This is a genomic window from Streptomyces sp. NBC_01352 (assembly GCF_036237295.1).
Taxonomy (GTDB): domain Bacteria; phylum Actinomycetota; class Actinomycetes; order Streptomycetales; family Streptomycetaceae; genus Streptomyces; species Streptomyces plumbiresistens.
In genome coordinates this window covers 4,523,042-4,549,466 of record NZ_CP108354.1, presented here as the reverse complement: position 1 = coordinate 4,549,466, position 26,425 = coordinate 4,523,042, and the positions used below count along the sequence as shown (strand labels likewise).

Here is a 26,425-nt window from a genome sequence, read left to right as displayed (position 1 = left end):
GGTAACAGGGGGCTTGCGCAACCTCGGGAGTCCCGTGCGAGTATCGACGCGCCCGTCGGCGGTGCGTCGCGCTCCGCTTGTTCCGCACGGGAGGACCCCCCCTCTTGACCTTGCCGGCCGTTCTTCCCGGTGCCGCCCTGCGCATGATGCGTACGGCGGCCGGGCGGCGTGCGCTGCAAGTGGTCCTACTGGTGGGCGGGTTGTTCGCGCTCGGGCTCCTCTGCGGGGAGCAGGCGCATGCGGCGGACGGTGTGCTGCCGGCGACGACGACGAGTTCCGTGACGCGGTCCGTGACCTCGACGACCTCCGTGCCCTCGGACGACGTCGTGTCGTCGGATTCGGCGCAGGGCGTCCGGTCGTTGGCGAAGAGTCAGGTCGTCCGGAGCGTGGACGTTCGCGTCGCGCAGCCGGTCGGTCGGCTCGTGGGCACCATGGTCACAGGGCTGGCCGAGGCGGAGGCGAAGCTGCCGCCGCCGCCCGAGTCCTCCGAGCTGCCGAGTCCCCCGGACCTCTCGGACCTGCCGGGCCTCTCCGAGCTGCCCGGCCCGCCCGGTCTGCCCGCGCTTCCGGGGCAGACCTTGCCGGCGCCGGTCACGTCCGCGCCGGAGTCGGGCTCGCCGGGCACGCCGTCGGCGACGAGCGGACAGGGCACGGAAGGGCGTTCCGCTGCGGCGGTGCCCCTGACGTACGGACCGCGGTTCGACGTCGGCGCCGCCGTGAGCGGCGGCGCGGGAGTGGCACACACCTCGGCGCATCGGGCCGGTCAGCTCGGAGAGACCGGGCAGGCCCCCGTGCACCACGCGCCCCCCGGCGATCCGGGCGGCGCCCTGAGCGGCAAGTCGGCGGTCGACAACGGCACGCCGCGGCACGGCGACGCCCACGCCGTCACCGACAACAACCGGGCACCGCTGCGGCTCGTGGCCGGCGTCGCCGCCCGCGCCGTGGCGGACGGTACCCGGGACAGGCACCGGGACATCCCCGTATTCCCCGGCTAGAGCAGGCCGTCCGGACACCGCTCCGATCTCCTGACGGAAACCCCCGGAAGCCTCATCCGGCGCCGGAATGCCCCCAAAGCCTGCCCTAAGTCCGAGGCTCCGAGAGCTCTCCGAACGAGCTCTCGCGCCCGCCTCGGCACTCCCGAGGATCTAAGGATCTGACGTACGCATGAACAAGAACATCCGCCGTTCCATCGTCATAGCCGCCGGCGTCACCGGCGCGTGGGCGCTCGGTTCCACCGTCGCCAGCGCGGACGAACTGCCCGCGTCCGCCCTCTCCGCGCCAGACGCCACCACGGACGCCACCGCTGACGCCACGACCGAGGCGACGACCGGCCTCACCGACACCCTCGGCACGGTCACCGGCACCGTCACCGGCACGCTCGACGGCGTCGTCTCCGGCGTGCAGAACACCGTCTCCGGTGTCACGACCGAAGCCAGTAGCACCGCGGACACCGCCGACACCGCGGACCAGGCCCGCCGCTACGTCGACGCGAAGGTCACCGCCCCGAAGGCGTCCAAGATCAAGGGTGCCGCGGCCATCCGGGGCGCGAAGGCCGCCCGCGCGGCCCAGGCCACCACCGCCACCACCACCATCCGGGCCACGGTCTCCGACGCAAGCGCTCCCAACGCTCCTGGCGCTCCCAATGCTCCCGGCGCTCCCAGCACCCCCCAACCCGAGATCGACTACCTCTTCGGCCCCCTCACCGCCTTCGCACCCGAGCTGGAGCAGGCCCTTGCCGCGGCCCAGACGCGGCTGCAGGGCGTGCAGTCCGCGGCGCGCTCCCAGGCGCAGGGCGTCGACGGCGTCGTACGGACGAAGGCGCAGCACACGGTCGCCGGCGCGGGCCGCACCGCGGCAGGCGTGACCCACGCCGCGCACGCCACGGTCACCGGCGCCGAGAACCGGGTCACCGGCGTTGCCGCCACGGCCCACGGCGAGGCCACCACCGTCACGACCGCCGCCGACGCCACCGTCTCCTCCGTCCCGAGCCACATCACGGGCACGGTCGGCGGCGTCGAGCAGCACGTCGTCGGCACGGTCGCGAGCGTCCCCGGCACGGTCACCCCGGTCGTCGGGCAGACGGCGACCGCGGTCGTCCCGCCCGTGGCGACCGCCGCCGTCGACGGGGTCCAGCCGGTCGCCGGGAACGCGGTGGCGGGTGTCGGGCCGACGGCCGAGCATGCCGTCGCCGGGGTCGCGCCCGTCGCCGGTCACGCGGTCGATGGCGTGCACCCGGTCGTCACCGGCACGGTGAACGGCGTGACGCCGCTCGTGGGCGGCGCCGTGGCCGGGGTCGAGCAGACCGCCGGGCACACCGTCGACGCCGCGACCGCGCTGGCGTACGGCGTCGTGGCCGATGTCCAGCCCGTCGCGGGCGGTGTCGTGGGGGGCGTGCGGCCGGTCGTCGGCGGGGTCGTCGCGGACGTACCCCAGTACGCCGCGGCCACGGTCGCCGACGCCCGGTCGGTCGTGGACGGCGTGGCCACCGACGTCCCGCCCTACGCCACCGGCCTCGTCGGCCAGGTCGCCGGCGACACCACGGAGGCCGTGCTGCCCCCCGTCGCGAACACCGGCGTGCACGGCGTGGCGCCCGTCGCCGGGCAGGCTGTCGTGGACGCGACCACGGTGGCGTACGGCGTCACCCAGGAGGTCCAGCCCTTCGCGTACGGCGTCGCCGGTGCCGTACCGCCCCTCGCGCAGGGCGTGAGCGGCCACGTGAGCGACCTCGGGTACGGCGTGGCCGACCAGGTGACGCCCTTCGCGCAGGGCGTCACCGGTGCCGTCCAGCCGGTCCTCGACGCCGTCGGGGAGACCGTCCGGCCGGTCGCGCAGGGCGTCGGCGGCAGCGCCACCACGCTGGCGTACGGCGTCACCCAGGACGTCCATCCCTTCGTGTACGGCGTCGCCGGCGAGGTCGCCCCGTTCGCGTACGGCGTCGCCGGTCAGGCGGGCTCCTTCGCGGAGGACCTGACCGGGACCGTCCGGGCCACCACCGGCCCGCTCGCCGGCCACGCCGTCACCGGCGTCGGAGGCGTCGCCGAGTCGGTCACCCCGGGTTACGTGCGGGACGTACAGAACACGCAGGCCGCACAGAACCTGCACTACGGCAGCACGTACGGCGCCTGAGTCAGACCGCCGGACCGCTAGTCCGGCAGTCCGTTCGACTGCCGGACCACCTGACTCCATGAGGCCGCAGGACCCGGACGGCCGAAAGCCATCGGTTTCGTCCGGCCGGAACCTCATGGACGGGGCCGGGTGGTCCCCATTGGGGTGGGGATCATCCGCCCTGCGCCCCTAAGGGGGCTGTTCAAGGGGCCTCACCGGGTCAACCCCAGCCCGGTGAGGCCCTCACACGCGGCACGCCGTGCCAGTGAGCGCGGCATCATGTGACAGGTATCACCGCTCAGGTGTGACCCGCGATTTAGAGGCCCCCGGCAAGCAGCGATAACCTGCGAGACGGACATGCCGCGCGCTCGGACACCGTGTGCGCCTCCCTTGTGACTGACAGACGGCGGACGTCACGTTGCCCTCGCGGCACGCCCACGCAGACAACGAACCGCGAGATCACTGATAGGGACGGAAGCGCGTGGACCTGTTCGAGTACCAGGCGAGGGACCTCTTCGCCAAGCACGATGTACCGGTGCTGGCCGGTGAAGTCATCGACACGCCTGAGGCGGCCCGCGCAGCCACTGAGCGTCTTGGTGGCAAGTCCGTCGTCAAGGCCCAGGTGAAGGTCGGCGGCCGTGGCAAGGCCGGTGGCGTGAAGCTGGCCGCCAGCCCGGACGAGGCCGTCGCCCGCGCGACGGACATCCTCGGCATGGACATCAAGGGCCACACGGTCCACAAGGTGATGATCGCCGAGACGGCCCCGGAGATCCTGGAGGAGTACTACGTCTCCTTCCTCCTGGACCGCACCAACCGCACCTTCCTCTCCATCGCCTCCGTCGAGGGCGGCATGGAGATCGAGGAGGTGGCGGCCAACCGCCCCGACGCCGTCGCGAAGACGCCGATCGACGCCAACGAGGGTGTGACCCCCGAGAAGGCCCGCGAGATCGTCGCGGCCGCGAAGTTCCCGGCCGAGGTCGCCGACAAGGTGGCCAACGTCCTCGTCACCCTGTGGAAGACCTTCATCGCCGAGGACGCGCTCCTCGTCGAGGTCAACCCGCTGGCGAAGGTCGCCTCCGGTGACGTCATCGCCCTGGACGGCAAGGTCTCCCTGGACGAGAACGCCGAGTTCCGTCAGCCGGACCACGAGGCTCTCGCCGACAAGGACGCGGCCAACCCCCTTGAGGCCGCGGCCAAGGAGAAGAACCTCAACTACGTCAAGCTCGACGGCGAGGTCGGCATCATCGGCAACGGCGCGGGTCTCGTCATGAGCACCCTCGACGTCGTCGCGTACGCCGGTGAGGCCCACGGCGGCGTCAAGCCCGCCAACTTCCTCGACATCGGCGGCGGCGCCTCCGCCGCGGTCATGGCGAACGGCCTGGAGATCATCCTCGGCGACCCGGACGTCAAGTCCGTCTTCGTCAACGTCTTCGGTGGCATCACCGCCTGCGACGAGGTCGCCAACGGCATCGTGCAGGCGCTGCAGCTGCTCAAGGACAAGGGCGAGGAAGTCACCAAGCCCCTCGTCGTCCGCCTCGACGGCAACAACGCCGAACTGGGTCGCAAGATCCTCTCCGACGCCAACCACCCGCTCGTGCAGCGCGTGGACACCATGGACGGCGCGGCCGACAAGGCCGCCGAGCTCGCGGCTGCGAAGTAAGGAAGAGGGACAGACACAGCCATGGCTATCTTCCTCAACAAGGACAGCAAGGTCATCGTCCAGGGCATGACCGGTGCCACGGGCATGAAGCACACCAAGCTCATGCTGGCGGACGGCACCAACATCGTCGGTGGCGTGAACCCCCGCAAGGCGGGCACGTCCGTCGACATCGACGGCACCGAGATCCCGGTCTTCGGCACGGTCGCCGAGGCGATCGAGAAGACGGGCGCCAACGTGTCCGTCCTCTTCGTGCCGCCGGCCTTCTCCAAGGCCGCCGTCGTCGAGGCGATCGACGCCGAGATCCCCCTCGCGGTCGTCATCACCGAGGGCATCGCGGTCCACGACTCGGCCGCGTTCTACGCGTACGCCGTGTCGAAGGGCAACAAGACGCGGATCATCGGCCCGAACTGCCCCGGTCTCATCACCCCGGGCCAGTCCAACGCCGGCATCATCCCGGGCGACATCACGAAGCCGGGCCGCATCGGCCTGGTCTCGAAGTCCGGCACGCTGACCTACCAGATGATGTACGAGCTGCGTGACATCGGCTTCTCGTCCGCCGTCGGCATCGGTGGCGACCCGGTCATCGGTACGACCCACATCGACGCGCTCGCCGCGTTCGAGGCCGACCCCGACACCGACCTGATCGTCATGATCGGCGAGATCGGCGGCGACGCCGAAGAGCGTGCGGCGGACTTCATCGCGAAGAACGTGACGAAGCCGGTCGTCGGTTACGTGGCCGGCTTCACCGCGCCCGAGGGCAAGACCATGGGCCACGCCGGCGCCATCGTCTCCGGCTCCTCCGGCACGGCCGCCGCCAAGAAGGAGGCCCTCGAGGCCGCCGGCGTCAAGGTCGGCAAGACGCCGACCGAGACGGCGAAGCTGGCGCGCGCCATTCTCGGCAACTGAGTCTCGGCAACTGAGTCTCGGCAACTGAGTACAGCTTCGCCGGCTGAACCGACGCGTGACAGCGAAGGGCCCGCGTCCTCGATCGAGGACGCGGGCCCTTCCGCATGCCCAGCCTCCGCATGCCCAGCCTCCGCATGCTCAGCCTCCGTGTGCTCAGCCTCCTTGCGGCACCAGCCGCTGCGGCCCGCTCACCGTCTCCTCCCGCAGCTTCGACCGCAGTTCCCGTTCCGCCTCCGACAGCGGCCCCGGCGCCACCCGGGGCGGCACCCCCTGCACCGTCTCGCCCGACGGCACCGGCGGCTCGTACTGCCGGGGCGCCGTCCGCAGCGTCAGCGCCGTCGTCCCGATCAGGGCGACCGTGAAGGCGATGGCGGCCCGCGTCCAGAAGCGGGCCCTGCGCTCGCTGCCCGTCCGCACCACCGGCGGCCTGGCGGCCCGCAGCCGCTCCGTGGCGGCCAGTTCGGCCAGCCGCCGGGTGAGCTCCGTCGGGTCGGACAGCTCCGGCAGCCGCGCGGCGACCGCCTCCCGCGCGCGCAGCAGCCGGTTCGCGGCCGCCGGCGTGCTCGCCTCCGTCTCCGCCGCCGTCTCCGGCAGGTCGAGGCCGACACCGTCGTAGAGCAGGAGCGTGCGGCGGTGCGGCGGCGGGAGGTGCAGCAGTACGTCCAACAGCGCGCGGTCGGACGCGTCCGCGGGCGGCGCCTCGGGGTGCCGGTGGCGAGGGCGGAAGCGGTGCCAGGGGGAGAGGGCGTACTCGTACGCCGTCGCCCGCACCCAGCCCGCCGGATCCCGGTCGACCGCCACCTCGGGCCAGCGCTGCCAGGCGAGTTGAAAGGCCCGCTCGACCGACTCGCGGGCGAGCTCACGCCGGCCGGTGAGCAGAAAGGCCTGCCGTACGAGGGCGGGGGCGCAGAAAGCGTACAGGGCGTCGAAGGCCTGAGCGGGCGTCAGGGCGGGCGCGGGGACGTCCGGTTCGGGCGCGGGCGCGGGCTCGGGCTCGGGCGCGGGGCTCGGTGCAGGGGGCGCCTCGGGTGCCGGTGCCGGTTCCAGTTCCGGTGCTGGTTCCGGTGCCGGAGGGGTTTTCGTCCGTACGGGGCTGTCGGCGGTGTCCCTCGCCAGCTCGGCGAGCAGTCTCGCGTACGCCTCCCGTCTCCGGCCGAGCGGTGTCGTACGGCCGTTCTCCCACTTGCGTACCGTCTCGCGGGTGACGCCCACCCGTGCCGCGACCTGAGCCTGCGTCAACGACCCGGCCTCCCGCAGGCGTCGGCGCTCCTTCGGCGGGGGGAGCGGGGTTGCAGGACTCTGCGTCACCGGGCGCCCCTTCGTGCGAAAAAGTACATAACCGTATATTGAGCGACACTTCGGAGGTTCGCCTGTTACGACGAGAAAGCGCGTGTCGTTGGGAGCATGACGGGCGTGATCCAGATGACCGAACGCCGATCGCCGTTGACCTCCCTGCCCACCCGGTTGCGTGACCGGTCGCCCGGACTGGCCGCCGGTCTCCTCGGAGGTGCGGTCGCGGCCGGGCTGGGGCTCGGCTCGTTCGCCGTGCTCGTGATGGTGCTGTGGATCAGCTCGCCGTACCCCGACAGCGGGCCCGACGGCGCGCTGCACGTCGCCGCGGCGCTGTGGCTGCTGGCCCACGGCGCCGAACTGGTCCGCACCGACACGCTCTCCGGCACCCCCGCTCCCGTCGGCCTCACCCCGCTGCTCCTCCTCGCGCTGCCGCTCTGGCTGGTGCACCGGGCGGCACGGGACGCGACCGACGGGGGTGAGGAGGAGGACGACGGGCCGGCGGCCGTCCCGGGGCGGATCTCCGTCCTGGCGCGGACGGCTGTCTCGGCGCGGACGGCTGTCTCGGGGCGGACGGTCTGGGCGGGCGTCGTCCTCGGCTATCTCGCAGTCGGCACCGCCGCCGCGCTCTACGCGACGGGTGGCGAGCTGCGGCCGTCGTGGCTGTGGACGGGCGTGAGCATGCCGCTGGTGGTGACGGTGGCCGCGGGCGCGGGGGTGTGGACGGCGTACGGCCGCCCGCGCGCGGTGCTGGACGAGGTGCTGATCCTGCTGCCGACGGGCCTGCGACGGCTCGTCCTCGGCCCGGACGCGCGGGCCCGCTTCGGTACCGCGGCGCGGGCCGCGGGCGCGGCGACGGCGGTGCTCGTCGGGGGCGGGGCGCTGCTGCTGGCGGCCTCGCTGGTGTGGCACGGCGAGGCGGCCCGGGAGTCGTTCCTCCGGCTCACGGAGGGCTGGTCGGGCCGGTTCGCGGTCCTGCTGCTCTGCCTCACCCTGGTCCCGAACGCGGTGGTGTGGGCGGGGTCGTACGCCCTCGGCCCCGGCTTCACCCTCGGCGTCGGCCACGCCGTGACGCCGCTCGCGTCCGCCCCGACCCCGTTGCTCCCGCCGTTTCCGCTGCTGGCGGCGGTTCCGGACACCGGCACCGGGACGCCGCTGCACTGGGCGGCGGGGGTGGTGCCAGTGGTGGTCGGCGTGACGGTGGGATGGTTCGTGGGCCGGGTGGCTGCTGGGGGAGCAGGGAGCGCGGATGTCTGGTCGCCGGGTCGGACCGCCGCGACCGCCGGGCTGGCGGCCGTACTGTGCGCGGCCCAGGTCAGTGTCCTCGCGGCGTTCGCGGGCGGGCCGCTCGGCGTCGGCACGCTGGCACGGTTCGGGCCGGTGTGGTGGCAGACGGGGGCGGCGGCCCTGGTGTGGACCTCGGTGCTGGGGGTCCCCACCGCGCTGGGGCTGAGGGCGTGGCGGTGCAGGGGGCGCAAGGAGGGAGGGGTCCGGCAGGAAGGCGGGCAGGGCGAGGAACGGGAGGCGACGATCGGGAAGCCGAGGGTGGCGGTGCCGATGGCCGACGACAGCACCTTCGAGCCGTACGACTTCCTGCCCACCGAGGCCGCGCAGCCGCTGTGGCACGACGACGACGCGGCACGCGAGGCGCGCTGGGCGGCGCTGAAAGAGGCGTCGGCGGAGCCGGAACCACCGGAGTCACGACCGGCGAAGTCGCAACCGTCGCCGTCACAACCATCGGCGCCACAGCCATCCGCGTCCCCCGACGCACCCTGACGAGCCGCCGTCACCGTCAGCTACTGGCCCCCAGCACTCCCCGCAGCTCCTTCGGCAGAAGCTCCGCGCAGGCCTGCTTCGACTCGTTGGTGAGGGCGTCGTTCGTGCAGGTGTAGTAGTCGCTGTAGACCAGCTTCACGGTGAAGCCCGCGGCGACCAGGGCGATGGCCAGGGACGCCGTGACCAGGCCGCTCACCGCGGCGGTCCGCTGCGGGCGGCCGCCCTGCGCGTGCGCCGGGATGTTCGGGTCGGGAGCGGCGGGGGGCTTGGCGCGGAGGGCTGTGATGCCCCAGTACAGGGCCAGCGCACCGAGCATCAGCGCCACGTAGGGCCAGCTGAACAGGGCGAAGAAGAAGGCCCACATGCCGGACAGCAGGGCGTACCGCGCGCGTCGCTGGGCCGGGTCCGTCGGGTCCCAGCGCGGTCCCTGGCCCTGCCCGCCGCCGCCCGCCGGGCCCTCGGGACCGGCACCGGGGCGCTCGCCGAAGCCACCGGGGGAACGGCCGGGCTGCTGGTCGCTCCACTGACTGCCCCACGGGGCCGGGGCGCCACCGCCGGCCCCCTCACCCTCCGAACCGTCGCCGCCCTCTTTGCCCTCTTGGCCCGCCGGGTGGTGGCGCGGCTGCCACGGCCGGTCCGGGGTGCCCTCCGGCGGCGGTGCGAACGGGTTGTCGTCCGGAGCCGGAGCCGGAGCCGATCCAGGTGGAGCCGGGGCCGAGCCGCCCTGCCCCTCCCCGTTCTGCTTGCCCGCGTCGCCAGAGGGCGCGTCGGGCGGTGAGGCGGGGCGCTCCCGCAGAAGCACACCGCTACGCTCCCCTCCCTGCGATGACTGCGGGGGGAGCGTAAGGAGTCGCAGACTGCGGTCCGGCATCAAGTGAGCGTCTTCCCCTAGGTGATACGGCTGTCTGTCCTGAGCTGTCACAGAGAGAACGCACCGTACGACGACCGCGTTCCCGAGCCTGCTCGTCCCAGACGCTACCTTCCGGCCACGCCCCCGTCCCGTGGGGGCCGCCCGGTGTGCCGGTATCGTTGCTGACGGTCGGCCGCTTCGTAGACTTCCCCGTATCCCGGGGCGCGAAGCATTCGTATGAACACACGAGCCGCCCGGACATGCCGCTCCCCCGAGAAAGGGCCCCACCGTGGCCGCCAAGCCCGTGGCCAAGCGCCTCGTCGTGCTGGTCTCCGGTTCCGGTACGAACCTGCAGGCGCTCATCGACACCATCGCGACCACCGGCGCCGAGGCCTACGGCGCCGAGATCGTGGCCGTCGGTGCGGACCGCGCGGGCATCGAAGGACTGGCCCGCGCCGAGCGCGCCGGGATCCCCACGTTCGTCTGCCGGGTGAAGGACCACGCCACGCGCGACGAGTGGGACGCGGCCCTCGCCGGGGCGGTGGCCGCGTACGAGCCCGACCTTGTCGTGTCCGCCGGGTTCATGAAGATCGTGGGCAAGGAGTTCCTGGCCCGCTTCGGGGGGCGGTTCGTGAACACCCACCCCGCCCTCCTGCCCAGTTTCCCCGGCGCCCACGGCGTCCGCGACGCTCTCGCGTACGGCGCCAGGGTCACCGGCTGCACCGTCCACTTCGTCGACGACGGGGTCGACACCGGGCCGATCATCGCTCAGGGCGTGGTCGAGGTCCGGGACGAGGACTACGAGGACGAGGGTGCCGCTCTGCACGAGCGCATCAAGGAAGTCGAGCGAAGGCTGCTCGTCGATGTCGTGGGGCGGCTCTGCCGCAACGGCTATCGCATTGAGGGACGAAAGGTAGTTATCCAGTGACCGCCGAGAGCAACAAGCGGGCCATCCGACGGGCGCTCGTCAGCGTCTACGACAAGACGGGCCTCGAAGACCTCGCGCGCGGCCTGCACGAGGCGGGCGTGGAGCTCGTCTCCACCGGGTCGACCGCCTCCCGCATCGCCGCCGCCGGCGTCCCCGTCACCAAGGTCGAGGAGCTCACCGGCTTCCCCGAGTGCCTGGACGGCCGCGTCAAGACGCTGCACCCCAAGGTCCACGCGGGCATCCTCGCGGACCTCCGCCTGGAGGACCACCAGCGGCAGCTCGCCGAACTCGGCGTCGAGCCGTTCGACTTGGTCGTGGTCAACCTGTACCCGTTCCGCGAGACGGTCGCCTCCGGCGCCTCCGCCGACGAGTGCGTGGAGCAGATCGACATCGGCGGCCCGTCGATGGTGCGCGCGGCGGCGAAGAACCACCCGTCGGTGGCGGTCGTCACCAGCCCGGCGCGGTACGCGGACGTCCTCGGGGCGGTCAAGGACGGCGGCTTCGACCTGCCCACCCGCAGGCGCCTGGCGGCGGAGGCCTTCCAGCACACGGCGTCGTACGACGTGGCGGTGGCGTCCTGGTTCGCCTCCTCCTACGCCCCCGTGGACGACTCGCAGTTCCCCGACTTCCTGGGCGCGACCTGGGAGCGCAAGAACACCCTCCGCTACGGCGAGAACCCGCACCAGCCCGCCGCTCTCTACGTCGACGGCACCCGCGGCGGCCTGGCCGAGGCGGAGCAGCTGCACGGCAAGGAGATGTCGTACAACAACTACACGGACACGGACGCCGCCCGCCGTGCCGCGTACGACCACGACGCGCCCTGCGTCGCGATCATCAAGCACGCCAACCCCTGCGGCATCGCGATCGGCGCGGACGTCGCCGAGGCGCACCGCAAGGCGCACGCCTGCGACCCGCTGTCGGCGTTCGGCGGCGTGATCGCCGTCAACCGTCCGGTGTCGAAGGAGATGGCCGAGCAGGTCGCCGAGATCTTCACCGAGGTCATCGTCGCGCCCGACTACGAGGACGGCGCGCTGGAGGCCCTTGCCAAGAAGAAGAACATCCGCGTCCTGAAGGCCCCCGGCGGCCCGTCCAACCCGGTCGAGCTCAAGCCGGTCGACGGCGGTGTCCTCCTCCAGGTCACCGACCGCCTCCAGGCCGACGGCGACGACCCGGCCGACTGGACTCTGGCGACGGGCGAGGCGCTGAGCGCGGAGGAGCTGTCCGACCTCGCCTTCGCGTGGAAGGCCTGCCGGGCGGTGAAGTCCAACGCCATCCTCCTGGCCAAGGACGGCGCCTCGGTCGGCGTCGGCATGGGCCAGGTCAACCGCGTGGACTCCTGCAAGCTGGCGGTCGAGCGGGCGGGCGAGGAGCGGGCGCGGGGCTCGTACGTCGCCTCCGACGCCTTCTTCCCCTTCCCCGACAACATCGACGTCCTGAGCGAGGCCGGGGTCAAGGCGATCGTCCAGCCCGGGGGCTCGGTCCGTGACGAACTCGTCGTCGAGGCCGCGGAGAAGGCGGGCATCACGATGTACTTCACGGGGACGCGGCACTTCTTCCACTGAGGGTGCCGGATGTGAACGAGCGAGGGCCCGCCGGTCGGTGACCGGCGGGCCCTCGTCCTGGTCACGTCGAACTGCGCAGTCCCGCCCAGGTGTTGGGCCCCACGTCGCCGTCGACCTCCAGTCCCTTGTCGCTCTGGAACAGCCTGACCGCCGACTCGGTGTCCTCGCCGAACTGGCCGTCCACGCCCGAGCCGCCGACGCTGTAGCCGCGCTTGGTGAGCATGCACTGCACCTGGACGACGCGTTGGCCCTTGTCGCCGAAGGTGGTGAGCTCGGTGCCGGAGTAGTAGGTGCACTGGGAGATCCAGGGCGGGGTGGCGGGCTTGGCCGCGGTCTTGGTGGGGGTGGGGGTGGGGGTGCTGCCACCGCCGTTGTTGCTCCCGCTCCCGCTGCCGCCGCTGCCGGAGGTGGCGGTCGGGTCGTCGTCGGGGGCGGGTTGTGCTTCGCCGGTGGATCCGGGCGGGGCGCTGTCGGCCTTCTCCGACTCCTCGTCCGTCACCTCCCCCTTCTCGCCGGTGGTCTCCGTCCCCTTGGTCGCGGAGGGCGAGCCGGAGGAAGTGGGGGGAGCCGAGGCCGCTTCGGCGTCGGCGGAGGACGCCGTGGAGGCAGTGGGAGAGACGGAGGCGGCTTCGTCGAGGTCGGGGCGGGTGAGGAAGAAGGCGCCCGCGGCCACGGCGACCACCGCGAGGCCGGCTGTGAGGGCGAGGAGACGGGACTTTCGCCTCCGTCGGGCGCCGTGCTCGCCGGAGGGGTGTGCTGAGGGGGCGTACTGCACGGGCGTTCCCGGACCGCCGTGCTGCTCCGACGGCGTCGGCGCCCCGTACGCCGGGGCGGGCGCGGGAGCCGCCACGCCCCACGTCGGCGGACGGAAGTGCCCGGTGTCCTCGGCGGAGGCGTCCTCCAGCAGCTCACAGCCCTGCTGCCGGGAGAGCAGACGGGTGGCCAGCGGTTCCTGCCAGGGAGCGGCGCGGTCGTACCCGGCGGCCGTGGCCGCGTCGATCAGCTGCTGCGGGGTCGGCCGCCCGGCGGGGTCCTTTTCGAGGCAGGCGGCCAGCAGCGCGGCCAACGCGGGGTCGGCGGCCGAGAGTTCGGTCATGATCTCGGCCCTGGGCTGCTCGAAGGCGACCCGGTGCATCACGTCGACCCCCGTCCCGTCCCCGAAGGGCGCGTGTCCGGTGGCGGCGTACACGAGCGACCCCGCGAGCGAGAAGACGTCGGAGATGGTGTCGCAGCGGCCCTCGCGCAGGTACTCGGGTGACATGAACGCGGGGGTGCCGACCCGGTTGCCGGTCGTGGTGATCGCGCTGCTGTCGGCGGCCTGCGAGATGCCGAAGTCGATGACCTGGGCGCCCTGCGAGGACAGGATCACGTTGGACGGCTTGAGATCCCGGTGCACGACCCCGGCGGCGGCCAGCGCCGACAGCGCCTGCCCGAGCTCGGCCACCAGCCGCCACATCCCGGGCGGTTCCAGCGGACCGCACTCGCGGACGGCGTCGGCGAGGTTGAGGCCGGGCAGGTACTCGGTGGCCATCCACAGCAGCGAGTCCTCGAAGCCGCTGCCGAGCAGCCGCGGAGCGTGCGGCGCACCGACCCGCCCGTGCACCGCGGCCTCCCGCTCGAACCGCCGCCGGAAGTCGGCGTTCTCGGCGTACTCGGGGCGGATCACCTTCACGGCGGCGAGCCCTGGGCTGTCGTCGGCGGGGCGGGCCAGGTAGACCCGGCCCATACCGCCGCTGCCGAGCCGCCCGAGCGCGACGTACGGCCCGATGCGCCCGGGATCGGCGGGCTGCAGCGGTGTCGCCCCTGCCTGCTTCAGCGCGGCGTCACCGGACGCCGGGGTGTACGACGGCGTGGGGTGCCGTTCGTCTGTCATGGATCCGATCCCCCGTGTGCTGGTCAGCCTCAAGGTCCTTGTGCACCACTCCAGTTCTCGCGAGGCTATCGTGCCGGGGCGGGGAGAGGGCCCGGAAGCGGCACCGTGCGCACGAGCCAGGAATGCGGGCCCGTGTCGGCCGAAGCCGCCGCGGCGCACCGCGCGAGGCACCTGCCGGGCACTAGTCGGCGGCGGCCACGCAGGACACGGACACGAGGTAGATGCCGACCCACCCGAGCAGGACGATGATGTCGTGCCGACCGAACGACGGCATGGACGCGAGTTCCGCGTTCTCCGCGTTGCTCAGGTCCTGCGGGTCGTAGACGATCTCGATCTCCTCGCCGATCCGGGGGATGCGCTCGCGTGTCCGGACGACGACCGTGTACTCACCCTTGTCACCAGCCAACGGCACGGCGCGACCGTACTGCACACCCTCACCCCGGTGGGGGCGCGGTGCTCCGGGCCGCCGGGCGGAAGTCCGGTGCGGGCGCCCGGACTTCCGCGTGAGCGGACGACGGCTCAGCCGAACGGCGAGAAGATCATCCACACCACCGACTTGGTCGAGCAGCTGTCCACCAGCTTGTGCGACCGGGGCGCGGCCCTCCCCGCGCCGCGGTACCTCAGAACTCCCAGGGTCACGTCTTCCCCGGCGGCGTGTACTCCTTGAGGTAGTGGGCGACGCGGGTGGCGTAGGCACGGTACTTCGGGGGAACGCCACCCGCGGCGTTCACGACCTTGGTCGAGGTCCGGTAGGCGGCCGCCAGCAGCACCCGGCGGTCGCCGGTCAACCCGGTCTGTTCCAGGCGCGGTTCCATGAAGCAGAGGTAGCGGCCCACGGCCGGGATGGACTCGGCGGGGGTGAGGGGAGGCCGTGGCGTCTCGGTCGCGGGGACGCCGTCCGCGCGGATGTACCAGCGCAGCAGGCTCGGGGTCCAGCGGGCGATGCCGTACTCGCCCTCCTCGCCCGCGGTGGGGTCGGACAGGTCGGGGTCGAAGTTGCTCTCCGCCTTCAGCAGCGCGGCGATCAGCGCGGGCGTGACCTCGGGCTGGACGCAGTCGTGGGCCGAGTCGACGATCAGCCGGCGGTAGGCCACCGGGACGCCCTTGTCGGTACGGAGTTCGGAGGCGCCGTAGGTGGCGGGCGTGACCTTCTGGGTCCCGGCGCCGGCCGTGCCCTTGCCGTCCGCGCCGGAGCCGGCCCAGCTGCTGATGCCGTAGCCGAGGACCGCGACCGCGGCGGTGGCGGCCAGGACCGTCGTACGGCGGGAGCGGCGGCGGGGGAGCAGGACCCGGGGCAGCCGGGGCGAGCGGCCGGTGCCCGCGGCCGCCTCGACCCGCCTCAGCAGGTCGTCGGTGGCGATGCGGTCCTCGTGCGTGCGGGTCAGGCACTGCCGGACGATCTCCCGCCAGCCGTCCGGCAGTTCGGGCGACAGCCGCAGCTCGTCGGTGCCGCGCGCGTAGGCGGCGGCCGCGTCACGGCGGGCCGTCGGGGTGCCGCCGGGCAGCGGGAAGGAGTCGGTGAGCAGGAGGTGCGCGAGCACGCCGAACGCCCAGACGTCGGCCGACGGACGGATCCTGCGGCCCCGTTCGCCGATCTCCGACCACAGGAGCTCCGGCGGGGTGTAGTCCGGGGTGGAGAAGGCGGGCGTGTAGGCGTGGGTGCCCTCCAGCTCCGCGGCCATGTTGAAGTCGGCGAGCCGGGCCGAACCGTCCTTCATCAGCAGGACGTTGGCGGGTTTGAGATCACCGTGCACCCAGCCCGCCCGGTGCAGCTGGGCCAGCCCCTCGCAGATCTGCGCGAGCAGGGCGGGACCCGCGGGCGGGCGGGGGGAGGAGGCGAGCAGGGCGGACAGCGAGCCTTCCGCCTTCTCCAGCACGAGGACGGTGGCGCCGTCGAGACGGGGCCGGTCGGGGTCGTCGACGACGAGGGTGTCGTACATCCGGATCAGCCGCGGACGCCTGAGTCTGCGGTGCAACTCCACTTCCCGGTCGATCAGTTCCCGCAGATGGGCGAGCTGGCGAGGAGTGCCCGTGCCGGTGGGCAGGAACTTCAGGGCCGCCGTCCTCGGCAGCTCCTCGCCGCCGTCCGTGCGCCGCGCCTCGTACACGCTCCCGAACGCCCCCGTCGCGATCGGCTCGCGCACCTCCCAGACGCCGAGCCGGTACCCGCGGGGGACCTGCACGGCGTAGGGCTCCGTCACCGTGCCCCCCGGGCGGCCGGGGCCGCGAGGACGACCAGGTCTTCCTCCCGGACCAGGTCGAAGCGGAGCGCCAGCGAGACCAGCGACTCCTTCTTGCCGTTGAGGCGCGGGCCGGGGTCCGCCGTCTCCGGGCCGGGCTTGAGGCGCAGTTTCACGGCCAGGTAGTCGATGTTCCACTGGACGGAGGTGCGGGACGCGGCCGGCCAGTTGGGGCGCAGCCGGTCCGCGACCTGCTCGACCGTGGGCAGCGCGGCGTGCGGCTCGCCACGCAGCCGCGGTTCGCACAGGGCGGCCAGCACCGAGAAGTAGCGCTTGGTGCGGTCGACGGAGAAGGCGGGCGCGGTCGGGTCGCCGTCGAGTCCGGCCTCGGCGCGCAGATGGTCGTGGCGCGGCGCCCAGACGTCGAAGGCGAGCAGATCGCCCGCGGCCGGCAGCACGATCCGCGAGAACTCGAACGGCACCGGCGCGTCCAGCCGGCCCGGCCCGACCTTGATGTGCTCGCCCGCGCCCTCCGGGTTCTCCACCACGTACGTCTGGTGGGCGCTGAGGTTGCTCAGCAGCCAGAAGGTGCCCTGTGCGGTGATCGCGCCCGCCCTGCGGGACACCCCGTCGTGCGGAACGACCAGGTCGTTGTCGCCCGCGGCACGCCCGAAGGCCAGCCGTTCGCCGGGCGCCAGCCGCAGCTGCGTGCGGTCCGGCTCGTCCTCCGTGGTCGGCGGAGGTACCACGATGATGCTGTACACGGTGCGTCTCCCCGTCCCCGCGTGTCTACGAGTCAGGGTGGGCGACGCCCAGGGGCCGTGTCACGACGTGACACGGCCCCTGGGAAAGGTTGGCGAGAAGGCGCCGTAGCGATCCGCCGTCAGTTGTGGTGAAACCGCGCTCAATCCGTGCTCAGTTCGAGCGGATCACGATGGACGAGCAGACCTTGTCGGCGAACGTCTGACGCTTGGCGTCCCAGGCCGGCCACAGCCAGCCGAGGTAGCACGCCAGGCTGTCCAGGAAGTGCGCGAGCCGGCGCACGAAGGCCATGCCGACGCCGAGGGGCTGTCCGTCGCTCTCCCGCACCAGGCGGATGCCGAGCGCCTTCTTGCCGACCGTCTGGCCGGTGCGGCCTTCCTTGATCAGCTGCCAGATCGCCAGGCCGATGACGCCGAGCGCGCCGACGACCGACAGGATCCCGGTCTGGGCGCTGACGTCGATGATGACGAGGATGTACGGGATCATGAAGATGAGGCCGTCCACCAGGGTGCCGAGGAACCGCTGTCCCCAGTTCGCGTACGACGGCGGCATGCCGTAACCCGGCTGCTGCGGGTAGCCGTAACCGGCCGGGGCCTGCGGCGCCTGCGGGTAGCCGTAGCCCTGCTGCGGCGGGACGCCCTGCGGGGCCTGCTGCGGGTAGCCGTAGGGCTGCTGCTGGCCGCCCTGCTGGGGATAGCCGTAACCCGGCTGCTGCGGCGGCTGCTGGGGGTCCTGCGGCTGACCATAGGGGTTGTTGGGCGAGCCGAAACTCATGGCGGGGTTCCTCCGTTGCGCAAACTGGGGACACTGCGGACTGTGCGGAGGAACGTCCTGAACTGAGCGGTTTCCCCCCGAACATCAACCGCGAGACTGCGCCCCACATCGTTCTAGGAGAGCCGAGTAGTTGTCCAGCCGCAGTCCGTATGTGTTGTGCAAGTGCAACACAGCTGATCATGAGCGGGATGCGGGCGGACGGGGCGCCGTGCTGTCCGGTGGCCCCCGGATTGGAACCGGGACCGGGTCATCCGCGAGGATGGGGGCATGACCGCCCAGATTCTCGATGGCAAGGCCACCGCAGCCGCGATCAAGTCCGATCTGACCGCCCGCGTGGCGGCGCTGAAGGAGAAGGGCGTCACGCCCGGCCTCGGCACGATCCTCGTCGGGGAGGACCCCGGCAGCCAGAAGTACGTCGCCGGCAAGCACCGCGACTGCGCCCAGGTGGGCATCGCCTCCATCCAGCGCCACCTGCCGGCCACGGCGACGCAGGAGGAGATCGAGGCGGTCGTCCGCGAACTGAACGAGGACCCGGCCTGCACCGGCTACATCGTCCAGCTGCCGCTCCCCAAGGGCATCGACGAGAACCGGATCCTGGAGCTCATGGACCCGGACAAGGACGCCGACGGCCTGCATCCCATGAACCTCGGCCGCCTCGTCCTGAACGAGCCGGCCCCGCTGCCCTGCACCCCGAACGGCGTGCTGACCCTGCTGCGCCGCTACGGCGTCGAGATCAAGGGCGCCGAGGTCGTCGTCGTCGGCCGGGGCGTGACCATCGGCCGGCCGATGCCGCTGCTGCTGACCCGGCGCAGCGAGAACGCGACGGTGACCCAGTGCCACACGGGGACGCGTGATCTCGCCTCGCACCTGAAGCGCGCCGACATCATCGTCGCCGCCGCCGGTTCCGCGCACCTGATCCGCGCCGAGGACGTGAAGCCGGGCGCCGCCGTCCTCGATGTCGGTGTCTCCCGCAGCGCCGAGGGCAAGATCGTGGGCGACGTCCACCCGGACGTCGCCGAGGTGGCCGGCTTCATCTCGCCGAACCCGGGCGGCGTCGGCCCCATGACCCGGGCCCAGCTGCTCGTCAACGTGGTCGAGGCGGCGGAGCGCAGTGTCGGCTGACGGCACCTCCGGCAAGGCCGAGGACATCGAGAGCGTGAAGAGGGTCGACGACCTCGACGAGATCGAGGTGCGCGACCCCGTCAGCGCGCCCGACGCCGAGGGCAGGCCGCGCCGGACGACCCGTCGCTTCCCGCTGTTCACGCGGGACACCGCGCGCCCCGAGGGCGGCGGCAGGGCCGCACCGAGCGACGCCCCGGCACCCGCCCGGCAGTGGCCGGTCCTCGCCGTCCTGGCGATGGCCGGGCTCGGACTGCTGCTGACCGCCCTGGACCTGTTCCGCGTCGGCATTCTCCTGCTCGGTGTGGCCCTGCTGGTCGGCGGTGTGCTGCGCTGGCTGCTGCCGGACGTCGGCATGCTCGCGGTGCGCTCCCGCTTCACCGACATCGTCACGTACGGCGGGCTCGGACTCGTGATCGTCCTGCTGGCGCTGATGGTGCAGCCGAACCCCTGGCTGGTCATCCCGTTCCTGAAGGACACGCTGCACTTCACGGTCAGCAACTGACCCGGTCTCGTACGGCTGCGGCCCGTCCCCTCCCCCGAGCAAGGACGGGCCGCCGCCGGGCACCAGACTCCTGCACGGTGAACCGGCTGTTCAATGGCTGTCAGTGCGCTGTGGCACGGAGGTGACCGTTCCGGCACGGTGTCCGCGCTGTGCCACAGTCGCACCCGTCGCGGGAACCGATCAGCCCTCTGACGTCGTCACTCGCTCAGAAGCGAGGTCCCAAGAGGGCCCCAGGGGTCCCAAGGGGAGGTGGCCGATGGGCGGCTGGCAGCCGTTGCCGGACGATCTGCCGCCGGAGGTGCGGCACTTCGTGGAACAGCTGCGGCTCCTGAAGGACCGCACGGGACTCAGTCTGGTCGCCCTCGGCGCCCGGACCGCCTACAGCAAGTCCTCCTGGCACCGCTATCTCAACGCCACCCAGCCCCCGCCCCGGCAGGCAGTCGCCGCGCTGTGCCGGATCGCGGGCCTCGGCGGCACGGACGCCGAACGCTTCGGCGTGCGCTGGGAACTGGCGGTCCAGGCGTGGCCCCGCCCCGCGACGGTGCCGGCCCCGTCCGAGGGGAGCGACGGGAGCGGCGAGTACGAGGACGATCCCACCCTGCCGTGGTGGGACGCGCCCCCCGAGCAGAGCGGTCGCGGGCGGAGCGGACGGCTGCTGCTGTCGGCCGTGCTGCTGCTCCTTGTGACGCTGCTGATCGGCGTCGTCGGGACCGTTGCGTTTGGGTGAGCCGAACACTTGCGTGACATGCGGTATTTCCGGTGTGTGACACTCGTGTCGATGTATTGAGACGTTCGCGGATTTGACCCGAAGTCGTTCGACATGGGCGCTAGCGTGTCTCCTTCTGCCGTCGGCGTACTGGACCTCCGACCGGTGGGCGTGCAACGGTGCATGCCCGCGGCCACGATGCACCCGTGCGCCCCCACCCCGGGAACTGAGATCCTGACTGGGCGCATCCCTGTGGGTAGCCACAACGGGGACTCGGCAGAGGGCACCACACATGGGGAACAGCGGGGAACAACCAGCACAACCCGGGGGAAGAGGGGGGTAGCAATGCCTCGTTGGAAGGACTTGCCCGACGAGCTCGATCCGCAGGTCAGAGAGTTCGCGAGCCAAGTACGGCGGCTCGTGGACCGCAGCGGTCTGAGCGTCGCAGCGGTGGCCGACCGCACGGGCTACAGCAAGACGTCCTGGGAGCGTTATCTCAACGGCCGGCTTCTCGCGCCCAAGGGCGCGATCGTCGCCCTGGCCGAGGTCACCGGCACCAATCCCATTCATCTGACGACCATGTGGGAGCTCGCCGAGCGCGCCTGGAGCCGCTCGGAGATGCGCCACGACATGACCATGGAGGCCATACGGATCTCCCAGGCGCGTGCCGCACTGGGCGAGTTCGGCGCGCCCGCGGCGGACGTCAAGGGCAGCAGCAGGACGGCCCGCAAGAGCGGCAGCGCCACTGCCACGCCCGGAATCGCCGGACCGGCCGGTGTGGTCCCGTCGGTGCCGCCGCAGCCGACGGCACCGGAGGTACGGGACTCGGCGGGCGACGTCCGGGACGTACTCCCTTCGAGTGGGGCCTCGGGCGGTTCCTCCGGCGGGTCTTCGGGTGGGGCCTCGGGCGGCAACTCGTGGGGGCTGGCGGGGTATCAGCGGCCGGCGCCGACCGGCGGGCGGGGGTCCGGTGCCAGTGCGGGGTCTCCGGCCTCCGCATCGGCTTCGGCTTCCGCCGACAGTCCCGTGCGGACTCCGGCGCCTTCGACCCCGTACGGCGAACCCCCGCAGGGTCCCCGTCCGGGCGGCGGGTCCTCCGGCGGGGGCGGCAAGCGGCGGCTGACGATGTTCCTCGCGGGCGTCTTCGGCGTGCTCGTGGTGGTCGGGGCCGCCTACTTCCTCACCCAGGGCGGGGACGGCGGCAAGAAGGAGGACACCGCCGCCTCGGCGTCGCCGTCGGTCAGTACGAACCCCGACCTGCCGGCCGGCGTGAAGTGCAGCGGTGACTCCTGCACCGGCAAGGACGCGGAGAGCATGGGGTGCAGCGGCGACCTCGTGACCACCGCCAAGACGACGACCGTCGCCACGACCGTCGTCGAGGTCCGCTACAGCGAGACCTGCGGCGCGGCATGGGGACGCATCACGCAGGCCGCAGAAGGCGACGAGGTGCGGGTGACCGTGGGGAAGGCCGAGCAGACCGGGAACATCACGGTGGCCGGGGACACGATCGCGTACACGCCGATGGTGGCGGTGAAGGACGCGGGAGAGGCGGAGGCCTGCGTGACGCTGGCCTCGGGCCAGGAGGGCTGCACGAAGTAACGGAAAAGAATCCGGGGAGACGCGCATGCCCGCCTGAATCGCGGGCACGCGAACGTTACCCCCACGGGAGTCCGGCAATCGGTACCCCCGAACGGCGGCCGCCTTCGTCCCCCCTCTCCCGGACGGGCGGCCGCCTCTTTTTGTGGTCTGTGGGCTGGGCCACACAACCCCGGACGTCCGGCATCCCGGATGCGCGATAGCCTGACCGCTGATCTCTCTTGACGCCAAGAGATCGATCAAACGTCCGGGGCAGGGACGCCCCACCGCCAGCTGTCATACGGAGAACGCCATGACCCGCACTCCCGTGAACGTCACCGTCACCGGCGCGGCCGGCCAGATCGGTTACGCACTGCTCTTCCGCATCGCCTCCGGCCAGCTGCTCGGCGCGGACGTGCCGGTCAAGCTGCGCCTCCTGGAGATCACCCCCGCGCTGAAGGCCGCCGAGGGCACCGCCATGGAGCTGGACGACTGCGCGTTCCCGCTCCTGCAGGGCATCGACATCACGGACGACCCGAACGTCGCCTTCGCCGGCGCCAACGTCGCCCTCCTCGTGGGCGCCCGCCCGCGCACCAAGGGCATGGAGCGCGGTGACCTCCTGGAGGCCAACGGCGGCATCTTCAAGCCGCAGGGCAAGGCCATCAACGACAACGCCGCGGACGACATCAAGGTCCTCGTCGTCGGCAACCCGGCCAACACCAACGCGCTGATCGCCCAGGCCGCCGCCCCGGACGTACCGGCCGAGCGCTTCACCGCGATGACCCGCCTGGACCACAACCGCGCGCTGACCCAGCTCGCGAAGAAGACGGGCTCGACGGTCGCCGACATCAAGCGCCTGACCATCTGGGGCAACCACTCCGCCACCCAGTACCCGGACATCTTCCACGCCACGGTCGGCGGCAAGAACGCCGCCGAGGCCGTCAGCGACGAGAAGTGGCTGGCCGAGGACTTCATCCCGACCGTCGCCAAGCGCGGCGCCGCGATCATCGAGGCCCGTGGCGCGTCCTCCGCGGCCTCCGCCGCCAACGCCGCCATCGACCACGTGCACACCTGGGTCAACGGCACCGCCGAGGGCGACTGGACCTCCATGGGCATCCCGTCGGACGGCTCCTACGGCGTCCCGGAGGGCCTGATCTCCTCCTTCCCGGTCACCACCAAGGACGGCAAGTACGAGATCGTCCAGGGCCTGGACATCAACGAGTTCTCCCGCGCCCGCATCGACGCCTCGGTGCAGGAGCTGGCGGAGGAGCGCGACGCGGTCCGCGGTCTCGGCCTCATCTGAGCCGTCATGGCGGCCGGCTTCTCGACGGCTCTGTCACGACCCCGCACGGGCTCTGTTCCGGTTCCGGCCGGAACGGGGCCCGTGCCCCTTTCCGCCCCTACCGTCGGAATATCACCAGGGGACGGTGTTTTCGGGGGGCGTGATGAGCGGCGGACGGTTTGGCTATGGCTACAGCTCCGGCTCCGGCTCGGGAGCGGAACACGAGCCGAGCGAGGAGCGCGGGCAGGCGCCCTGGGCCTGGGTGCCGACACAGGCGGCCCTGGTGTACGCGCCCGCTCCGCCGCCCCGCCACGGGGTGCGGCGCCTGCTGCTCGCTCTCGTCCTGGCGGTCGCCTTGGGCACGGGGGTGGGCGTCGGCGTCTGGTTCCTGATCCGCGACACCTCGACGGTCCGCGACACCTCCACGGTCCCCGGCGCCGGACGCGATCCGGCGGTGAGCGTCACCGCGAGCCCGTCGACCGTCGCCCCCGCCTACCGGCGCGCCCTGGACCCCGTCGGCTACTCCGTCGACGTCCCCGAGGGCTGGACCCGCACCCAGAAACAGGGCCGGCTCGCCCCCGTCGTCTCCTACGACGCCCCGGCCGACGGACGCCGGCTGCAGATCTTCCGGCTCGCCGAGGCCACCGCGGCCGAGTCCCTCGCCCTCGCCGAGACCCACCCCGGTTACGGCTTCGCCCGGCAGCCCGGCTACCGGCCCCTCGACCGGGCCTCCGGCGCCACCTGGTCCGAACTCTCCTACCGCTACGACGACTCGGACACCGGCCCGCGCCAGGTCGTCGACCACCGCTTCCAGTCGGCCGACGGCACCCGGTACGCGATCCGCTCCAGCGGCCCGGAGAGCCTCGCGGCGGCCTCGGTGCGTGAGCCGCTCACCAGGGCGGTGGGGTCGTTCGAGCCCTGAGCCTCACACGAGGCGCTTCTCGAACCAGTGGGCGGCGTACACGTTGTCGTCGTAGCGGGGGATCTCCCGGTACCCGCACGCCCGGTACATCGCCTGCGCCTCCTTGAGCGCCGCGTGCGTGTCCAGTCGTACGACGTCGAAGCCGCGCGCGGCGGCCTCGCCCTCCAGCGCCGCGAGCAGGCGTCGGGCGAGGCCCAGGCGGCGGGCCTCCCGGTGCACCCACACGTGCCGGATCTCGCCGACCCGCGGTTCCAGCCGGCGCAGCGCCCCGCAGCCCACCGGGCGGCTCTCCTCGTACGCGACGAAGAAGGCGCCGGCGTCGCCGGACACCTCCTCGGGCCGTACCAGGGCGGACTCGTCGAAGCCCTCGGGGAACCGGACGTCGAGGTCGGCGGCGTACGCCTCCAGGCAGGCGCGGGCGTCCGGGGAGGCGCCGGGGACGAGGGTGACGGTGATGGCGGCCAGGCGCAGCAGGCGCTGTGCGGTGGCGAGCGCGCCGGTCAGTTCGGTGCGCTGTCCCGGGGCGAGGCCTTCGAGCAGGCCGGCGGCGAGGGCGCCCGCCCGGTGGTTCTGCTCCTTGACCTCGGCGCGTCCGGCGGGCGTCAGTTCCACCCGGCGCAGCCGGTTGTCACCGGGGTGCACGCTCGTGCGGACCAGGCCCTGAGCCTCCAGGGCCTTCGCCATCCGGCTCAGGTATCCGGCGTCGAGGCCGAGCCGCGTCCTGAGCTCCCGCAGGGACGCGCCGGCGCCGGACGCCTCCGACGCGCTCTCGTGGATCTCGAACAGCAGCCGGGCCTCGCCGAGCGGGCGGTCCTGGCCGAGGTAGTGGTCGTCCAGGACGCCGATGCGGCGCGTGAAGTAGCGGTTGAAGCGGCGGAGGGCCGTCACCTGTTCCATCGACACTGGCTCCATATTTCTTTGACTTTAGTCAAACTTTGGCGGATGGCCCAGTGATACGGCGCACTTTCGGCCATGGATTGCGCATGCAATCGGACGGTTCGGGCATGCGCCAACGGTCCCGGTGAGTGACATGTCTGTGACGCAGGGGCACTGAACAGGAACGGAAGGCAAAACCGATCATGGCGGACACACCAGAACTCCAGGCGCGGAAGACCATCCACGCGGACGGGGAGTGGCTCGAAGCTGTCTCCGGCGCCACGCGCGAGATCATCGACCCCGCGGACGCCCTGCCGTTCGCCCTGGTCGCGGAGGGCGACGAGAAGGACACCGACCTGGCGGTCGCGGCCGCCCGGCAGGCCTTCGACCACGGCGACTGGCCGCGCACCCCCGCCGCCGAACGCGCCGCACTGCTGCGCCGCGTCGCCGATCTCCTCGTACGCGACCGCGAAGAGCTCGGCCTGCTGGAGAGCCGTGACGCGGGCAAGACCCTCGAGGAGGGCCGCGTCGACATCGACTGTGTCGCGGACGCCTTCCGTTACTTCGCCGACCTCGTCGCCGCCGAGGCCCCGGGCCGGGTCGTCGACGCGGGCTCGCCCGACATCCACAGCGTGGTCGTGCACGAGCCCCTCGGCGTGTGCGCGCTGATCACGCCCTGGAACTACCCGCTGCTCCAGGCCAGTTGGAAGATCGCCCCGGCGCTCGCGGCCGGCAACACCTTCGTGGTCAAGCCGAGCGAGATCACCCCGCTGACGACGGTCGCCCTCATCGACCTCCTCACCGAGGCCGGACTCCCCGCCGGCGTCGCCAACATCGTCACCGGCCCGGGCCACTCGGTCGGCGCCCGCCTCGCCGAGCACCCCGACGTCGACCTGGTCTCCTTCACCGGCGGCCTGGTCAGCGGCACGAAGGTGGCCCAGGCCGCCGCCCCGGGCGTCAAGAAGGTCGCCCTCGAACTCGGCGGCAAGAACCCCAACGTCGTCTTCGCCGACGCCTGCGCCACCGAGGAGGCCTTCGACACCGCCGTCGACCAGGCCCTCAACGCGGCCTTCATCCACAGCGGCCAGGTCTGTTCCGCGGGCGCCCGCCTCATCGTCGAGGAGTCGGTCCGGGACCGCTTCGTCGCCGAACTCGCCCGCCGGGCGGACCGTATCCGCCTCGGCCGCGGCACGGAGGACGGCGTCGAGTGCGGCCCGCTCGTCTCCGAGCAGCAGCGCGCCAAGGTGGAGTCGTACGTCGAATCCGCGCTCGCCGAGGGCGCGGTGCTGCGCTCCGGCGGCAAGCGGCCCGCGCCGTCGGCCGAACGTCCCGCCGCCGGCTACTTCTACGAGCCGACCGTCCTCGACCACTGCCACCGCGAGATGAGGGTCGTACGGGAGGAGGTCTTCGGACCCGTGCTCACCGTCGAGACCTTCCGCACCGAGGACGAGGCGGTCGCCCTCGCCAACGACACCGAGTACGGCCTCGCGGGTGGTGTCTGGACCGCGGACGCGGGCCGGGCCCGCAGGGTCGCGGGCCGGCTGCGCCACGGCACGGTCTGGATCAACGACTTCCACCCCTACCTCCCCCAGGCGGAGTGGGGCGGCTTCGGCAAGAGCGGGACGGGCCGCGAACTCGGCCCCGCCGGCCTCGCCGAGTACCGCGAGACCAAGCACGTCTACCAGAACCTCGCCCCGAAGCCCGTCCGCTGGTTCGCCGGCTGAGCCACCTGCGGCCTCCCGGCCTTTCCCTGCTCTCCCTCGCAAGCCCCTGG

The 26,425-nt window shown here is 72.5% G+C and carries 22 protein-coding genes; 14 read left to right on the top strand and 8 right to left on the bottom strand.

The window, feature by feature from the left end:
* Positions 1–104: 104 nt before the first annotated feature.
* From OG252_RS21010 to sucD, 4 genes are all read left to right on the top strand, one after another.
* Positions 105–995 (top strand): hypothetical protein, encoded by an 891-nt coding sequence (locus tag OG252_RS21010; protein WP_329337894.1) that lies wholly within the window; start codon positions 105–107, stop codon positions 993–995.
* A gap of 169 nt (positions 996–1,164) precedes the next feature.
* Positions 1,165–3,126 (top strand): hypothetical protein, encoded by a 1,962-nt coding sequence (locus tag OG252_RS21005; RefSeq protein ID WP_329337892.1) that lies wholly within the window; start codon positions 1,165–1,167, stop codon positions 3,124–3,126.
* A gap of 460 nt (positions 3,127–3,586) precedes the next feature.
* Complete coding sequence (sucC, locus tag OG252_RS21000; protein WP_266434803.1) at positions 3,587–4,765, top strand: ADP-forming succinate--CoA ligase subunit beta; 1,179 nt, start codon at positions 3,587–3,589, stop codon at positions 4,763–4,765.
* Between the two features lie 21 nt (positions 4,766–4,786).
* A complete protein-coding gene (gene sucD, locus OG252_RS20995) occupies positions 4,787–5,671 on the top strand; it encodes a succinate--CoA ligase subunit alpha (RefSeq protein WP_266434801.1) in 885 nt (294 codons plus the stop codon).
* Between the two features lie 153 nt (positions 5,672–5,824).
* On the opposite strand, the gene OG252_RS20990 is transcribed toward sucD, so the two are convergent.
* Positions 5,825–6,979 carry a helix-turn-helix domain-containing protein gene (locus OG252_RS20990; protein WP_266434799.1) on the bottom strand — a complete coding sequence of 385 codons (1,155 nt, stop codon included), beginning with the start codon at positions 6,977–6,979 and terminating at the stop codon, positions 5,825–5,827.
* 96 nt (positions 6,980–7,075) lie between these two features.
* Here OG252_RS20990 and OG252_RS20985 point away from each other — a divergent pair, with 96 nt between their 5' ends.
* Positions 7,076–8,737, top strand: coding sequence for a cell division protein PerM (locus tag OG252_RS20985; protein ID WP_266434797.1), 1,662 nt, complete (start codon positions 7,076–7,078; stop codon positions 8,735–8,737).
* 16 nt (positions 8,738–8,753) lie between these two features.
* Here OG252_RS20985 and OG252_RS20980 read toward each other — a convergent pair whose 3' ends face one another.
* Complete coding sequence (locus OG252_RS20980; protein ID WP_329337890.1) at positions 8,754–9,608, bottom strand: hypothetical protein; 855 nt, start codon at positions 9,606–9,608, stop codon at positions 8,754–8,756.
* 268 nt (positions 9,609–9,876) lie between these two features.
* Here OG252_RS20980 and purN point away from each other — a divergent pair, with 268 nt between their 5' ends.
* Together purN and purH are read left to right on the top strand one after the other, a co-directional pair.
* Entirely contained in the window at positions 9,877–10,515 is a 639-nt protein-coding gene (gene purN, locus OG252_RS20975) for a phosphoribosylglycinamide formyltransferase (RefSeq protein WP_266434792.1), read from the top strand.
* Positions 10,512–12,077, top strand: coding sequence for a bifunctional phosphoribosylaminoimidazolecarboxamide formyltransferase/IMP cyclohydrolase (gene purH, locus OG252_RS20970; protein WP_329337889.1), 1,566 nt, complete (start codon positions 10,512–10,514; stop codon positions 12,075–12,077). Before purN ends, purH begins: the two co-directional genes overlap by 4 nt.
* A 61-nt stretch (positions 12,078–12,138) precedes the next feature.
* Here purH and OG252_RS20965 read toward each other — a convergent pair whose 3' ends face one another.
* From OG252_RS20965 to OG252_RS20945, 5 genes are all read right to left on the bottom strand, one after another.
* Positions 12,139–13,950, bottom strand: coding sequence for a serine/threonine-protein kinase (locus OG252_RS20965; protein WP_266434788.1), 1,812 nt, complete (start codon positions 13,948–13,950; stop codon positions 12,139–12,141).
* 181 nt (positions 13,951–14,131) lie between these two features.
* Positions 14,132–14,362, bottom strand: a complete 231-nt coding sequence (locus tag OG252_RS20960) for a hypothetical protein (protein WP_329337886.1) — start codon at positions 14,360–14,362, stop codon at positions 14,132–14,134.
* A gap of 223 nt (positions 14,363–14,585) precedes the next feature.
* Entirely contained in the window at positions 14,586–16,151 is a 1,566-nt protein-coding gene (locus OG252_RS20955; RefSeq protein ID WP_329337884.1) for a serine/threonine protein kinase, read from the bottom strand.
* The gene (locus OG252_RS20950) at positions 16,148–16,894 is read right to left on the bottom strand and encodes an FHA domain-containing protein (RefSeq protein WP_329337882.1); all 747 of its coding nucleotides are present in this window, start codon (positions 16,892–16,894) and stop codon (positions 16,148–16,150) included. Before OG252_RS20950 ends, OG252_RS20955 begins: the two co-directional genes overlap by 4 nt.
* A 151-nt stretch (positions 16,895–17,045) precedes the next feature.
* The gene (locus OG252_RS20945) at positions 17,046–17,666 is read right to left on the bottom strand and encodes an RDD family protein (protein WP_266434779.1); all 621 of its coding nucleotides are present in this window, start codon (positions 17,664–17,666) and stop codon (positions 17,046–17,048) included.
* 267 nt (positions 17,667–17,933) lie between these two features.
* On the opposite strand from OG252_RS20945, the gene OG252_RS20940 reads away from it, so the two are divergent.
* From OG252_RS20940 to OG252_RS20915, 6 genes are all read left to right on the top strand, one after another.
* Positions 17,934–18,788, top strand: a complete 855-nt coding sequence (locus OG252_RS20940; RefSeq protein ID WP_266434777.1) for a bifunctional methylenetetrahydrofolate dehydrogenase/methenyltetrahydrofolate cyclohydrolase — start codon at positions 17,934–17,936, stop codon at positions 18,786–18,788.
* Positions 18,789–18,813: 25 nt separating this feature from the next.
* The gene (locus OG252_RS20935; RefSeq protein WP_329345174.1) at positions 18,814–19,290 is read left to right on the top strand and encodes a DUF3017 domain-containing protein; all 477 of its coding nucleotides are present in this window, start codon (positions 18,814–18,816) and stop codon (positions 19,288–19,290) included.
* Between the two features lie 256 nt (positions 19,291–19,546).
* Positions 19,547–20,017: a helix-turn-helix domain-containing protein gene (locus tag OG252_RS20930; protein ID WP_329337879.1), complete on the top strand. Its 471-nt coding sequence runs from the start codon at positions 19,547–19,549 to the stop codon at positions 20,015–20,017.
* A 324-nt stretch (positions 20,018–20,341) separates the two neighbouring features.
* Entirely contained in the window at positions 20,342–21,595 is a 1,254-nt protein-coding gene (locus tag OG252_RS20925) for a helix-turn-helix domain-containing protein (RefSeq protein ID WP_329337877.1), read from the top strand.
* Between the two features lie 289 nt (positions 21,596–21,884).
* On the top strand, positions 21,885–22,874 hold the full coding sequence (locus tag OG252_RS20920) for a malate dehydrogenase (RefSeq protein ID WP_266434771.1): 990 nt from the start codon (positions 21,885–21,887) through the stop codon (positions 22,872–22,874).
* A gap of 142 nt (positions 22,875–23,016) precedes the next feature.
* Positions 23,017–23,775, top strand: coding sequence for a hypothetical protein (locus OG252_RS20915; RefSeq protein WP_329337875.1), 759 nt, complete (start codon positions 23,017–23,019; stop codon positions 23,773–23,775).
* Between the two features lie 3 nt (positions 23,776–23,778).
* Here OG252_RS20915 and OG252_RS20910 read toward each other — a convergent pair whose 3' ends face one another.
* Positions 23,779–24,672, bottom strand: a complete 894-nt coding sequence (locus OG252_RS20910) for a GNAT family N-acetyltransferase (protein WP_406494840.1) — start codon at positions 24,670–24,672, stop codon at positions 23,779–23,781.
* Between the two features lie 182 nt (positions 24,673–24,854).
* Between OG252_RS20910 and OG252_RS20905 the strand changes: the two genes are divergently transcribed.
* A complete protein-coding gene (locus OG252_RS20905) occupies positions 24,855–26,375 on the top strand; it encodes an aldehyde dehydrogenase family protein (RefSeq protein ID WP_266434765.1) in 1,521 nt (506 codons plus the stop codon).
* Positions 26,376–26,425 lie beyond the last annotated feature (50 nt).